At 61.7% G+C, this 13191-nt stretch carries 13 protein-coding genes; all 13 read right to left on the minus strand.

The window, feature by feature from the left end:
- Nucleotides 1–3 precede the first annotated feature (3 nt).
- The 13 genes from tatC to ACIOJF_RS05255 all read right to left on the minus strand — a co-directional run bounded on the left by tatC (nucleotide 4) and on the right by ACIOJF_RS05255 (nucleotide 13171).
- Nucleotides 4–870 (minus strand): twin-arginine translocase subunit TatC, encoded by an 867-nt coding sequence (gene tatC, locus ACIOJF_RS05195; protein ID WP_105657844.1) that lies wholly within the window; start codon nucleotides 868–870, stop codon nucleotides 4–6.
- A gap of 9 nt (nucleotides 871–879) precedes the next feature.
- Nucleotides 880–1095, minus strand: a complete 216-nt coding sequence (gene tatA / locus ACIOJF_RS05200; protein WP_105657843.1) for a Sec-independent protein translocase subunit TatA — start codon at nucleotides 1093–1095, stop codon at nucleotides 880–882.
- 32 nt (nucleotides 1096–1127) lie between these two features.
- Nucleotides 1128–1388 (minus strand): hypothetical protein, encoded by a 261-nt coding sequence (locus ACIOJF_RS05205; RefSeq protein WP_133833372.1) that lies wholly within the window; start codon nucleotides 1386–1388, stop codon nucleotides 1128–1130.
- Between the two features lie 102 nt (nucleotides 1389–1490).
- Entirely contained in the window at nucleotides 1491–3494 is a 2004-nt protein-coding gene (locus tag ACIOJF_RS05210) for a YafY family protein (RefSeq protein WP_105657841.1), read from the minus strand.
- 93 nt (nucleotides 3495–3587) lie between these two features.
- Nucleotides 3588–3983: an FKBP-type peptidyl-prolyl cis-trans isomerase gene (locus ACIOJF_RS05215; RefSeq protein WP_013348985.1), complete on the minus strand. Its 396-nt coding sequence runs from the start codon at nucleotides 3981–3983 to the stop codon at nucleotides 3588–3590.
- Nucleotides 3984–3999: 16 nt separating this feature from the next.
- Entirely contained in the window at nucleotides 4000–4935 is a 936-nt protein-coding gene (locus ACIOJF_RS05220) for an FKBP-type peptidyl-prolyl cis-trans isomerase (protein WP_181148865.1), read from the minus strand.
- Nucleotides 4936–5054: 119 nt separating this feature from the next.
- Nucleotides 5055–6428 (minus strand): Pup--protein ligase, encoded by a 1374-nt coding sequence (gene pafA / locus ACIOJF_RS05225; RefSeq protein WP_105657839.1) that lies wholly within the window; start codon nucleotides 6426–6428, stop codon nucleotides 5055–5057.
- Nucleotides 6429–6506: 78 nt separating this feature from the next.
- Entirely contained in the window at nucleotides 6507–6692 is a 186-nt protein-coding gene (locus tag ACIOJF_RS05230; protein WP_105657838.1) for a ubiquitin-like protein Pup, read from the minus strand.
- A 66-nt stretch (nucleotides 6693–6758) separates the two neighbouring features.
- Nucleotides 6759–8375, minus strand: coding sequence for a depupylase/deamidase Dop (gene dop / locus ACIOJF_RS05235; RefSeq protein ID WP_105657837.1), 1617 nt, complete (start codon nucleotides 8373–8375; stop codon nucleotides 6759–6761).
- Nucleotides 8372–10009, minus strand: a complete 1638-nt coding sequence (gene arc, locus ACIOJF_RS05240; RefSeq protein ID WP_166650701.1) for a proteasome ATPase — start codon at nucleotides 10007–10009, stop codon at nucleotides 8372–8374. Before arc ends, dop begins: the two co-directional genes overlap by 4 nt.
- 220 nt (nucleotides 10010–10229) lie before the next feature.
- Nucleotides 10230–11291, minus strand: coding sequence for a tRNA (adenine-N1)-methyltransferase (locus ACIOJF_RS05245; protein WP_402741311.1), 1062 nt, complete (start codon nucleotides 11289–11291; stop codon nucleotides 10230–10232).
- Nucleotides 11292–11333: 42 nt separating this feature from the next.
- The gene (locus tag ACIOJF_RS05250; protein WP_105657834.1) at nucleotides 11334–12461 is read right to left on the minus strand and encodes a site-2 protease family protein; all 1128 of its coding nucleotides are present in this window, start codon (nucleotides 12459–12461) and stop codon (nucleotides 11334–11336) included.
- Nucleotides 12458–13171 (minus strand): HAD family phosphatase, encoded by a 714-nt coding sequence (locus ACIOJF_RS05255; protein WP_332486260.1) that lies wholly within the window; start codon nucleotides 13169–13171, stop codon nucleotides 12458–12460. Before ACIOJF_RS05255 ends, ACIOJF_RS05250 begins: the two co-directional genes overlap by 4 nt.
- Nucleotides 13172–13191: the final 20 nt, after the last annotated feature.

A 13191-nucleotide genomic window follows, 5' to 3' on the forward strand; every position in this document is an offset into this window, starting at 1 on the left:
GGTTCAGAGCTGGGATTTAGGTTCGTCAATCGAGCTAGGGGTTTCAATGCCAGAAGTTTCACCAGCTGCTAGGCGTTCATTCTCGGCTTCCCGTGCCGCCAGCTTCTTTGCGCGCTTCTTGTCGTTGAAGTGGCAGATCAAGGTGGCAACGGCGAAGGTGAGGAACAACGGTCCAGCCAACGCGAACATGGTGATTGCATCGCCGCCTGGTGCTGCCATAGCGGCAACCAGGGCGATGAGGAAGACGGTGATACGCCAGTTCTTCAAGATGAGCTTGGCTGGCAGGACGCCAACCATGTTCAGGCCAACCATCAGTACCGGTACCAGCATGGCCAAGCCGAATGCCAGGAGCAGGCGGAAGATAAACGGCAGGTACTCGGAAATGTTCAGCAGGTTATCCGAGTTCTCCGGCGACAGGCTAATGAAGAATTCCAGCGCAAACGGAAGAACGAAGTAGGCCATCGCCACGCCGCCAAGGAACAGCGGAACCGCGGCTGCTACGAAGCTGTAGCTCAATCGGCGCTCGTTCTTTTTCAGTCCCGGCACGATGAATGCCCACAGCTGGTAGAGCCACACCGGCGAGGAAACGATCAGGCCGACGAACAGCGCCACCTTGATCATGATGTCGAAGGGTGACATCACCGCGGTGAACACTACCGAGCCGCCGGCAGCTTTCACAGGCGCGATCAGCAAGGCAAGCAGCCAGTCGTATACGAAGAAACCGGCTACCGTGCCCAAGGTCAGCGCGATGAGCGACTTGAATAACCGGTTCCGTGCTTCAATCAGATGCTCTTTGAGAGCCATCCGACCTTCTGCGTCCTTGGCCCGCTTCTTCTTGCTGCGCGGGTTCTTGTCTTTATTTGTTGCCACTGAAGAGGTCTACGAGTTGTTCTTTTCGTTGGGGTTCGGATCATTGATGGTGCCATCAACGGTTTCAGATTTAGGATCATCATCCTTCATCTGGCGAACCTCGGACTTGAAAATGCGCAGCGACTGGCCCATCGAGCGAGCCAAGCCTGGAAGCTTTGGAGCGCCGAAAAGCAGCAGTGCAAGCACGATAATGATGACCAAATGCCATCCCTGTAAGCCACCCATGTGGATTCCCTTCTCTCTATCTAAAGTCTACGTCAGAACAAGCCAAGATCGCGCATGTTCTGAGCTTGGCCGCGCTGTGCGCGACGTGCGACGCGGCGAACTCGACGCGCCTCGATTCTTTCAGCTTTGCCCTTATCGCGAAGCTTTTTGATCTTCTCCGGATCCGCGTGCGTGGCATCGGTTCCGTGCGGGTAGCGACGAGGGTTCGCAGCGTACTCGACGACGGTGCCCTCCTGGCTTAAACCGGCGCTGATGTGATCCGCAGCGTCGCCCAGGCCCTCGACGACCGCCATTCCCCGTTTGAACAAACGGAAGCCGGCAAGTGCCGCAACAAGTATTGTCGCCAAAACGAGCACAGTCCACAAAAGTACCCAAAACCACCAAGGAAGCATCTATTAATCCTCATACATTGCGATAGCCTCGTCCAACCAGTTCACTACCTGTTCGCGCGTAGCGTCAGGAGAGACCACAGTCAGTTTACCGCTATGGCGAGCCACGAGCGGCGCAGCTACCTGGTGATCCGAGAACCGGACGTTGGCCAGATACCCCGTACCGACCTTTCCCGTGGACCAGGAAAGAGGATGGAAAGCTTCGATAACCGGTAAGATCTCGGCGTCTACATAGACCATGACCTCTAAGTCATCGTCGTTGGAGGCATACCGGATCTGGACATCTTGCTGGTCTTCATGCCGAGCCGCCAGCTCGAATTGTTCACCGGCAGTTTCCACACTTAACATCCGGTCCACCCGGAAAGTTAATAGGCTCTGGCGCTTTCGGCACCAAGCCCGCAGGTACTGCACCGCTCCGTCTTCAATGAGCCGGATCGGTTCCACATCGCGAACCTGGTGAGTTCGCGAACGGGCCGAGTAATAATCGATGCGCACGACGTCTTGGGAACGAATCGCCTGAATCAGCTGCTGCGGAATATCGTTCTCGCGCGCCTTGGACAGTGCGAAGCCCAGCGCCCCGCTCCAGCCGTCAAAACGGGCCACCGCGGAATTCACCTTGGCCAGTGCCGCGTCGAGCACCTGCTGGTGCTCGAACTCGGGAATGCTTGCCAGGGCGTTGAGCCCGCCGAGCACGGCTACTGCTTCCAGCGGCGCCAGCTTCTGCGGCTCGGCCAGCAGGGCTGCATTGGAGATCGTAACGGTATCGGATTCAACGTCGCCGTCATTGACGTTGATCAGTTCGTCATGCTGGCCGTACGGGACACCGCACATCATGATCATGGCCAGCTCTTCACGAACCTTGGCAACGCTCATGGAGTAGCGTTCTGCCAGCGCTTCGATTTCTACGGCACCATGGGCGTGCACATACTGGATCATGTCGATATTTCGCATGACCTGAGTTGTGGTGGTGCCACGGCCGGTGGCGCGATGCGGACGGAACTTCACCTCTGCGTAGGCATCCTGGTTGCCCTGGCTGGTCTGGGAGCTGCGCGCGTCGCGCAGAATCCGGCGCACCTGGGCCACCAGTTCGGAGGGTTCCAGGACTTTCACGGCCGGACCATAAGCTGCCAGCTGCTGGGCAAATGAATGCGGATCCGCATAGCCGATCTGCAGCTCATCCTGATCGCTGCGGCCATTTACTGCCTGGGCGCGCAGCGGGATTGCTTCATCGCCCAAGAGCCGCACCGTTGCCACCAGTCCCGGATTCTGCAGGTCGAAATCCTGCAAGACCTGGGTCATGTCGAAATCCTGGGGGCGGGCGTGGTACTGCCCGTCGGCGTTAGCGCCGCCATGCCGGTAATTCGTGAACTTGCCCTGAACCCGCGAGAGGCGGAAGACACGGGTATCTTTCCGCGTGTGGTCATAGCCGGTGAAGTACCAGTTGCCGTAGCGCTGCCCGATCCCCCACACATCAACAATTCGTTCGCTCTGTGCGCCGCCAGAGGACGTATAGGCGAACTTGAGCGTGTTGCGGTTGAAGACCGCCAGGGCGCATTCGCGGAAGTTCGGTTCATCCATGGAAAGGCGTGGTACCAATGAGCCGGCCAACGGAGCGACCGGCGAGGCCACGCCATCATGGCCGGTGACTCGGGCCGCGGCATTGAGCCCCAATGACTGGAGCTTGGTGTCTTTCCAAAGGCTCGCGGCCAATGCGACCAGGCCGGCTTCTGCGGGGCTGAATTCCACCGGCGGCAAGAACCACTCGGTCGTGTCGATGCTGTAGTACGTAACATCGTCGATTACTTCTTTGTCCAGCTGCAACCCGAAGTCATTGCGGATATCGTCCTTGAGGCGATCCAGCGCCTTCTCTCGGGTCTCCTTGGTACCGCCTGGCACCAAATAGGATCCAATGCGGTCGGCGTTGAACTTCCGTGATTTAGTTGCCAGCGCATAGATGAGGCTGGTCAGGCGTTCTGCCTTGCTGGGTCCCGGGGATTGCTTTGTGCTCACGTGCCTAGACTAACCAACTTTCGCCGATAAGGATGACTTCTGGGACAGCAATGGCCCCGATTATTTAATCGAGGCCATTGCCAGCACTTGGAATTACTTGGTGCCCATCAGATCCACAACGAAAATCAGTGCTTCGTTAGGCGCAATGGCGCCTGGGGCGCCACGCTCGCCGTAGGCCAGGTGCGATGGGATATCCAGTCGGCGACGGCCGCCGACCTTCATGCCCAGCAGGCCCTGGTCCCAGCCCTGGATAACCATTCCGACACCCACTGGGAAGTCGAGGGTCTGCCCGCGGCCCCAGGAAGAGTCGAACTCTTCGCCGGTGGACCAGGCAACGCCTACATAGTGCGCTTCAACGGTGGTGCCTGGGGTGACCTCGGCGCCGGTTCCCTCGACCAGGTCGGTGATGACCAGTTCTTCAGGAGCGTCGGTGCCCGGGAAATCGATCTCCGGCTTGGTGCGGTCGTAGTTGCGTTCTCCGAACGACATAGTCACGGCCTTTCTGTTACTTGCTTTCGCTTACCTTGTCTAATTCTACGTAGAAGACCAGTGGTCCTGCAGGACGCCCCTGGGCTTCAGCTGTTTCGCCGTAGGCCAAGTCCGTTGGGACAGTCAGCAAGACCTTGCTGCCTTCCTTCAGACCCTGGAAGCCCTGCAGCCAGCCCTGGATGACTCCGCCGGCCATATCGGCTTCGAAGCCTTCTTCGTTGCCGAAGTTGCCGTCGAACTTCTTGCCATCTTCCCAGCGCACGCCGTGGTAGTGGGCAGTGACCTTGGACGTTTGGCCAACCGCTGGGCCGTCGCCTTCTTCAAGGACGTCCACTGCCAGGCCTGCCGGGGCTTCGGTGTCCTTGGGGATGGTGATCTGCGGATCGCCCTTGCCGGTCTTCACGGTGGGGAGCTTGCCGTCGTCCTTGAGCTGCTGGACTTCTTCCTTGCCCATCGTCTGGCTAGGGCTCTTGGAGTCCGCAATCTTGATCACGATCAGCCGTTCGGCACGCGAGCCTTCGGCCGGTTCGGCGATGGACCCGTCCGGCTGCTGAACGCCTTCGATGGCTGCGTAAGCGATCCAGTCGCCAATCTGGGACTTCAGCAGGGTTTCGTAGAGCTCGGGCATCTGCTCCTTGAGCGTCTCGTCAACCTTCATGGGAGCCGGATCAGCAGTGAAGTTCTCATTGGTCAGCAGGCCGTCGATGGTCTTGTACAGGCCCGACTGGATCTGGATGGTGTCGCCTTCCTTGATGTCGGAACCCTCGCCCTCCACCACGGTGACTGCTTCTGACTTTTCGGTCAGGAGCGGCGCATCGAATTTGACCTCAGGTGCGGACTTGCTATCTTCTGCTGGCTTGACGTCGATGCCGCTCAGGGATGACGAACCCGAACCGCAGGACGCCAGGGCAAGGATGGACGCGGTGGCGCATACTGCCAAAACTTTTCGCACGAATCTTCTTTCCGGTTGGACTAGCTGGTCATGCATTGCGGGCTTGCACAGGGCAAGGCCCGTAATGATCTGCGTCCAGCTTAGAGGTTTTTGCTGTGTAAATACTTGTTTCCAGCTAGCTAAAGCTGCTGGCCCATCAGCTCAATGAGCTCGTCAATCTGTGAATTGGTGGTTGCGAACGGGTCCTTGCACAGCACAATTCCGCCCGGGCCATCCTCATACTTCATGTGGACCCAATCGGCGCTATAGCGTCGCCCATTGGCGCGGGCGGCGCGAATGAATTTGCTTCGCAGTGCCGCGCGTGTCGTGGCTGGCGGGTTGTTCACAGCCTGATTGATTTCAGCGTCGGAGACGACTGCGCTGGCCAGGCCGCGGCGCTTGAGCAGGTGGAACAGGCCGCGCTGCGGGTCGATGTCATGGTAAGTCAGGTTCAGCTGCGCGATCCGTGGCGCCGAGAGCTCCAGGGAGTTCTTCTGGGCATAGCCCGTGAGCAGCTTGTGCTTGATCGCCCAGTCGATGTCCCGGTCGATCAGCGAGAAGTCCTGGCTTTCCACTGCGTTCAGCGTGCGTTCCCACAATTCCAGGACGGTATCCACCTGGTCGTGGTGCGCGCCGTGGCGGGCGATGAATTCCTTGACGGATTCGAAGAGGATCCACTGGATCTGCAGTGCGGTCGGTTCGTCGCCGCCCATGAGCCGCACCACGGTCTGGCCAGTGAAATCGTGGGAGATCTGGCGGATGGAGCGAATCGGGTTTTCCAGTCGCAGATCGTGGTAGATTTCGCCGGATTCGATCAGGCGCAGCACCAGGTCGGTGGCGCCGATCTTCAGCAGCTGGGTGGTTTCGCTCATCGACGAGTCGCCCACTATGACATGCAGCCGGCGGTGGTACTCGGCATCGGCGTGCGGCTCATCGCGGGTATTGATGATCGGACGCGAGCGCGTTGTGGCCGAGGAGACCCCCTCCCACATGTGATCGGCGCGCTGGGAGAAGACGTACTTGGTCTGCTCTTCATCGGTGATCAGATGCCCGGCACCGCACAATAGCTGGCGGGTGACGAGGAAAGGGATGAGCATGTCAGCGAGGCGCTTGAACTCGATTTTGCGTGGAATCAGGTAGTTCTCGTGGCAGCCATAGGAGTTCCCGGCGGAGTCCACATTGTTCTTGAACATGTAGATCCGGCCTTCGTGGCCTTCCTCGGCCAGCTGGTCCTCTGCCTGGTCAACGAGGTCCAGCATGAACGCCTCCCCTGCGCGGTCGTGGGCGATCAGCTGCTTGAGCTGGTCGCATTCCGCGGTGGCGTACTCCGGGTGCGAGCCCACATCCAGGTAGAGGCGCGAGCCGTTCTCCAGGAACACATTCGAACTGCGCCCCCAGCTGACTACCGGCTTGAACAGGTGCCGTGCGGCATCCTCCGGGGTGAGCCGGCGCCCATCCGACGGGACATAATTCAGCCCGAATTCGGTTTCCAGACCAAAGATTCTGCGATCCACGCGAAGCTACTTCCCCTCAACTGCGGTTCCGCCACATTGGCCAGAACACGACTTCCAAAGCTGTGTGCCCGTTGGGGCTTACTGGCCGCCCTTTTGCACGAATCCGCGGACGAACTCTTCAGCGTTGGATTCCAGCACCGAGTCGATCTCGTCCAGCAGGTCATCCACGCCGGCGGACTGGCCGGTGGTGTTCACCTGGACCTGTTCCGTTTCGGCCTGCTGGTTCTGGGTGCTGCGGCGGGCCGAGAAGCTTTCCTGAGTCATCGTTTTCTCCTAAGTCGTCGTGAATCCCGGAATTACGCGCCGAGACTCATACCTATTCTGCGCCGATTAGCGACGCCTGGCCAATTCGTCGATAAATTCCGCAATCTCCAGCTGCGTGTCGAACAGCTCGCCAACCTGCGCACGGGTTCCGCCCAGCGGTTCGGGCATGTGGAAGCGGCTGATCTTGCGCGCCCCGGGGACGGCGAAGGACAACGCATCCCAGTTCGCTGCGACCACGTAGGGCGCATAGCGCTGCAGGGTCATGCCGCGCAGGTAGGCCCGGGTATCTTCCGGCGGGCTGGCCACGGCTTGGTTGATCTCCTGCTGGCTGAAGATCCTCTGGATGGCCCCGCGTTCGGCCATGCGGTAGTACAAGCCCTTGTCGGTCCGCAAATCAGCCCATTGCAGGTCCAGCATCGCCACGCGTGGATCGGACAGCTCAAGCTGGTGGCGCTGGGCGAAGCCGTTGACCAGCTGGTATTTGGCGATCCAGTCAATCTGGTCTGCCGCGTCCATCGGGTCGCGCTCGAGCAACTCCAGGATCTGCGCCCAACGGCTGAGGATCTCGGTGGTGTCCGGATCATCAATGCCGCGTGCCGCACAGTAGTTTTCTGCCGCATGCAGGTAATGGCGCTGGATTTCAATGGCGGTGAGCTGGACCCCGCCGCGCAACCGCACCTTGGCCTTCAGGGTGGGGTCGTGGCTGATTTGCTGCAAGGCCAGGACCGGCTCGACCAGTTCCAGCTGCGGGGCCATCCCCGCTTCGATCAGCGAGAGTACCAAGTTGGTGGTGCCCACGCGCAGCAGGGTGGAGATCTGCCCGAGGTTCGCATCCCCGATGATCACGTGCAGGCGGCGGTACTTGTCCCAGTTCGCGTGCGGTTCATCGCGGGTGTTGATGATCGGGCGGTTGATCGTGGTTTCCAGGCCCACTTCCGCCTCGAAGAAGTCGGCACGCTGGGAGACCTGGAAGGCGGCGCGCTCGTTGAGCATGCCCTGGCCCACCCGGCCGGCACCGCAGAAGATCTGCCTGCTGGCAAAGAACGGGGTGAGCCCGCGGACAATCGAAGAGAACTCGATGCCGCGCGGCATCAGGTAGTTCTCATGCGAGCCGTAGGAGACCGACTTGTTATCGGTGTTGTTCTTGTACAGCAGCAGTTCCCCGCTGCCCATGCGCTGGGCGGCGGCCGCGGCGCGGCGCATCACTTCATCGCCGGCTTGGTCCCAGAGCACCGCATCACGCGGGGTCATCGATTCGGGGCTGGAGTATTCCGGGTGGGCGTGGTCGACGTACAGGCGTGCGCCGTTGCCCAGGACCATGTTCATCACGACATCCGTGGATTCCTTCTCCTGGTAGAGCGTTGAACCCAGATGCGCGTCGTTGCCATCCAGCGCAATGGATTCGGCGGTCCAGATGCCCTCGTCGTCCAGCCCCGGCTCCAGGTCGGTCAGCTGGCTCGGATGCGCTTGGGCCCGGTCCATGGCGAATCCGCGCGCATCTTGCAGCGGGGATTCGTCGCTGTAGTCCCAGCGTGCTGCCTTGGCCGCCGAATCCTGCTCGGCGACCAATTGCGCGTAGGCGTCAACGATCTGCGCCGAAAGCACCGTGGCGTTGGCCTTGGGCATGTTCGGGCGGATAATTCCGTATTCGGTTTCCAGGCCGACCAGCCGACGTGCGCTCATTTGCCGGCCTGCTGCTGGACCAGGGAACGGATGTTGCTGATCCGCTCGCCCTTGCGGCCGGAAATTCGGGCCCAATCATCGGGGTTGGTGGTGTTGGGCATGTCTTCGTGCTCGGCGAACTCTTCGCGCACCGCACGCAGCAGGTACTCCATTTTCAGTCCGCGTTCGTTCTGCGTAATCAGCGCCTTGATGGCATGCTTCTTGGCGCGGTCCACGATGTTGTGGATGACCGCGCCCGAGGCGAAGTCCTTGAAGTAGAGCACTTCGGTGGCACCGGTAACATAGGTGACTTCGAGGAATTCGTTGATCCGCTCGGTGGAGTACATTGCCTGGACGGCTCCGCGGATCATGCGCGCTATGGTGGCGCCGGCATCCCCGGCATCGGCATCGAGCTCATCGGCGTGCAGCGGCAGTTCGGTCGTCAGGTACTTGCTGAAGATTTCTGTGGCGCCCTCGGCATCGGGACGGCGGATCTTGATCTTGACATCCAGGCGTCCCGGACGCAGGATCGCCGGGTCGATCATGTCCTCGCGGTTGGACGCGCCGATGACAATCACGTTATCCAGGCGCTCGACGCCGTCAATTTCGGCCAGCAGCTGCGGCACGATGGTGGTTTCCACATCCGAGGAGACACCGGTGCCGCGGGTACGGAACAGCGCTTCCATCTCGTCGAAGAACACCACCACCGGATCTCCATGCAGCGCCTTCTCCCGGGCGCGGGCGAAGATCAGGCGGATGTGCCGCTCGGTTTCGCCCACGTACTTGTCCAGCAGCTCCGGACCCTTGATGTTCAGGAAGTAGCTGCGGTTGCTGGCCCCTTCCTTGCGCTCGACGACGCGCTGGGCCAGGGAGTGCGCCACCGCCTTGGCGATCAGGGTCTTGCCGCAGCCCGGAGGACCGTAGAGCAGGATCCCCTTTGGCGCGCTCAACCCGTGTTCGCGGTACAGCTCAGGGTGGGTGAAGGGCAGCTCCACCGAGTCCTTGATGGCTTCGATCTGCGAGTTCAGCCCGCCAATGTCCGAGTAGGCAATGTCCGGGACTTCCTCGAGCACCAGGGACTGCATGTCGGTGAGCTGGACGCGGGATACCGCCATGCCCGAACGCGAATCGATGGCCAGCTGGTCGCCCACGCGCAGGTGCATCTCGCGCAGCGGGCCAGCGAGTTCAACGACGCGCTGGTCATCGGCACGGGCCATGACTACGGCGTGGTGATTTTCCAGCAGTTCCTTGACCGTGACCAGTTCACCGGTCTCCTCGAATCCCAGGGCCGCGACGATCACCAGTGCTTCATTGAGCAGCACCTGCTGGCCGATGACCAGCTTGTCGAAATCCATCAGCGGGCTGACGGCCACGCGCATCTTGCGCCCGGAGTAGATGACATCTGCGGACTGGGCGCCGGTGGATTCGATGCCGAGCCCGGGTTCGGGGTGCTTGCGCGGGTGCTTGGCCACGATGGTGCCGTGGCTGAAGGGAGTGTCCCCGTCCTTTTCCAGCGCCGACTTCAGGTTGATGATCTGCTCGCGGGTGGTTTCCAGCAGGGCCACCAGGCGCTTGTTATTGCCGCTGATCCCGGCGAGTTGCTTGTCGAGGTTGCGATTCTTGTCGCGCAGCACGTTGACCTGGCGTTCGGTCATCTGCAGCCGCTCGGCCAATTGTTCTGCCTCGCGATTATCGTTCACGTTCCAACCTCCAACATCCAACGTCACCGGGGCGGTTCGTGCGCCCTGATGAGGTTTTTTCCGGTGCTTGGCGCACCGTCTTGCTTCCATCCTAGGAACTGAAGGCCCCGAGTGCAGAACACTCGGGGCCCAATGTCACATAATGAGACGCAATGTCTCAATATATGGTTGCAGCTCAGGCTTCGCCGCCAGCGCCTTCGGCGCCTTCTTCAGCGGCACGCACGCGCACGGACTGGTTGGCATCGCGGGCGGCCCGGCGCAGCTTCTTATCAGACAAGCCGCGCTCGCCCAGTGCTTCAGCGGTCCACTCGCCCTCGGCGTGATCGCGCGTCCATGCGCTCAGGTCCTCATCGGAGTACGAGTGCTCCTTGATGCGCTTGGCCTTCGGGATGCCATCGGCGGAATCGGCCAGACGGCGGCAGGTGATCAGGAATGCGGTGTGCGCCACCATCCGGTGATCCGGGCGGACAGCCAGGCCGTCGACGTGCCAGCCGCGCACCAGGGTTTCGAAGCACTCTGGCTCGGTGAACTGGCCCGAAGCACGGATTGCCTCGACCACGCGGGACATCTGGGTCACCGAGGACACGTAGTTGGTCCACACGCCGCCCGGCGCCAGCACGGTAGCTACCGCATCCAGGCATTCCCAGGGGCTGAGCATGTCCAGGACCACGCGGTCGATGCTGCCCGGTGCTTCCAGCTCGACGACCCTGTCCTGGAAGTCGCCGATGGAGATCTGCCACGAGGGGTGCTCGCCACCGAAGACGGTGGAGATGTTGCCGCGGGCGATATCGGCGAATTCCTCGCGTCGCTCGAAGGAGTGCAGGAAGCCCTCATCGCCGACCGCGCGCAGCAGCGAGATGGACAGCGCGCCGGAACCGACGCCGGCTTCGACGACGCGTGCGCCCGGGAAGATGTCGCCGAACTGCACGATCTGCGCGGCATCCTTCGGGTAGACCACGGTGGCGCCGCGCGGCATGGAGAGCACGAAATCCTTGGCCAGCGGGCGCAGGGCCTGGTAGCGGAAGCCGTCGATATTCTCGATGACCGAGCCTTCGGGCAGGCCGATGATGGCCTCGTGCGGCAGCACGCCCTTGTGCGTGTGGAACTCTCCACCGTGCTGCAGGGTGATGGTGTTGATCCGGCGTTTCTCGTCGGTCAGCTGCACGCGGTCGCCGACACGGAAGAGGCCGCGACGGGCTGCCGCGCCGTGCGGCGCCTGGCTCTTAGCTTCGCTCACTGATGTGATCCTTTTCTTGGTGCTTTTCAGTCTGTATAGAGTTTACTTGCGGCGTCCGGTGACGGCGTTGACGATCTGCCGCTGGTGCAGCAGGCCCACCACCTGCCCGGTGGCGCTGATCACCGCGTATTCGGCGCTGTCCACGCTGGCCAGGTAGTCGATCAGTGCGCGGCCATCGGAATCCTCGGCCACGATCGCGCCCTGGCCCAGGGCACGGGACACGGCCAAGGCCGGAACCTGGGCCGCCTGGTTCGGGCCCACCCGGGACAGTGCCTGCGCATCGATGACCCCGACCGGCATCCCTTTCGGGTCGACTAGGATGATCTCTCCCCCGCGAGCGTTCTGGCGGGAGAGCACGTCGGCTACGGTTGCGTGCGAAACCATGGCCGAAGCCGGGCGCATCAAGTCGGTGGCGATCACGGTGGGCAGGTTCAGCATCATCTTGGAGTGCGCAATCAGCTGCGTGGTGGCTTGCCACATGAACATCGCCACCATGATGCCGACCACCACCGTGATGATCTGGGGCTGCTCGCCGCGTACCAGAGGATAGATCACGAAGTAGAAGACCAGGCCCACGGCGATTGCCCGGCCCACCCAGCTCGAGGCGATGGTGCCCTTGAACTGGGATCCGGTGGCCTTCCAGACGATCGATTCGACCAGCCGCCCGCCATCGAGCGGAAGCCCGGGCAGCGCGTTGAAGGCGCCGAGCAGCAGGTTGGCATAGACGAAGAAGTCCAGCAGCAGGTTCGGGTACACGCCCATGGCCGCGTTCTCGATCACCAGCCAGCCGATTCCGGCCAGCAGGAAGTTCGACAGCGGTCCGGAGAGTGCCACCCAGAGCGAGGCGCCGGGCTTGGCCTTGAAGGAACCGAACTGGGTGTGCCCGCCCATCAGCGTCAACACGATGTGCGCATCGGGCCACTTGAAGGCGCGCGCGGTCATCGCGTGCGCGACCTCATGGATCAGCACGGCCACGGCAATAGCCACCGCGCAGGCCAGGCCCATCAGGTAGGCGTTCAGCGGCGGGATGATTCCGCCGCGCGAAAGCTGGATGCCAACGCTGAAGGTGATGACCGCGGTGATGATGAACCACGAGCTGGAGAGGTAGACCGGGACGCCCCCGATACGCCCCAGCTTGATTCCAGGGGACTTTTCCTGAGTGTCGCTCACGCGCTAACCTGCACCAACCATCGAGTCATTTCATGTACATCCACGGATGCCAAGCTGTCGATCCGGCGCCAATTGCCTTCTCCCGGGTCGGTGGCGTTGGGGACCAGCACCGCATGCAGCCCGGCCGCGGACGCCGAGGCGATGCCCGGCACGGAATCCTCGAAACCAATGCACCTGGCTGCTTCCAGTTCTTTCCCGGTGCACTGTCCCAGCAGCTGCAGTCCAGCCAGATAAGGTTCCGGGTGCGGCTTGCCGTTGGCGACCTCTTCACCGGTAACGCTGGCCTGGAAGGTGCCTTCGGGGATGCTGATCATCAGTTCATCGACGATGCTGCGCTCGGACATGGTCACCAGGGCCTGCGGGATGCCAGCCTGCTTGCACGCCGCGAGCAATTCGCGGGCTCCTGGCCGCCAGGGGATCTCGCGGCGGATGCCGGCAACCACCCGGGCAGAGAGCCAGTCGATGATCTCGCGGATCTCCAGCTTGACCCCGGCCTGCTGCAGGGCCCGGGCGCCATCTGGCAAGGCGTTGCCGACCAGGGCCAGGCCTTGTTCATGGCTCCATGAGCCGCCATGGGAAGCCACCAGCTCAGCTTCGGCAGCCAGCCAATAGGGTTCGGTGTCGATCAGCGTACCGTCCATATCCCACAGGACAGCTTGCGGGGTTGCGGGCTCGGTTCCGGCGGCAAAGTCAAAACTGGTGCTTGGCATGAGTCCATTCTAGATGGAAG

Origin of the sequence: Glutamicibacter sp. NPDC087831 (assembly GCF_044742845.1) — a bacterium.
Lineage (GTDB): Bacteria > Actinomycetota > Actinomycetes > Actinomycetales > Micrococcaceae > Glutamicibacter.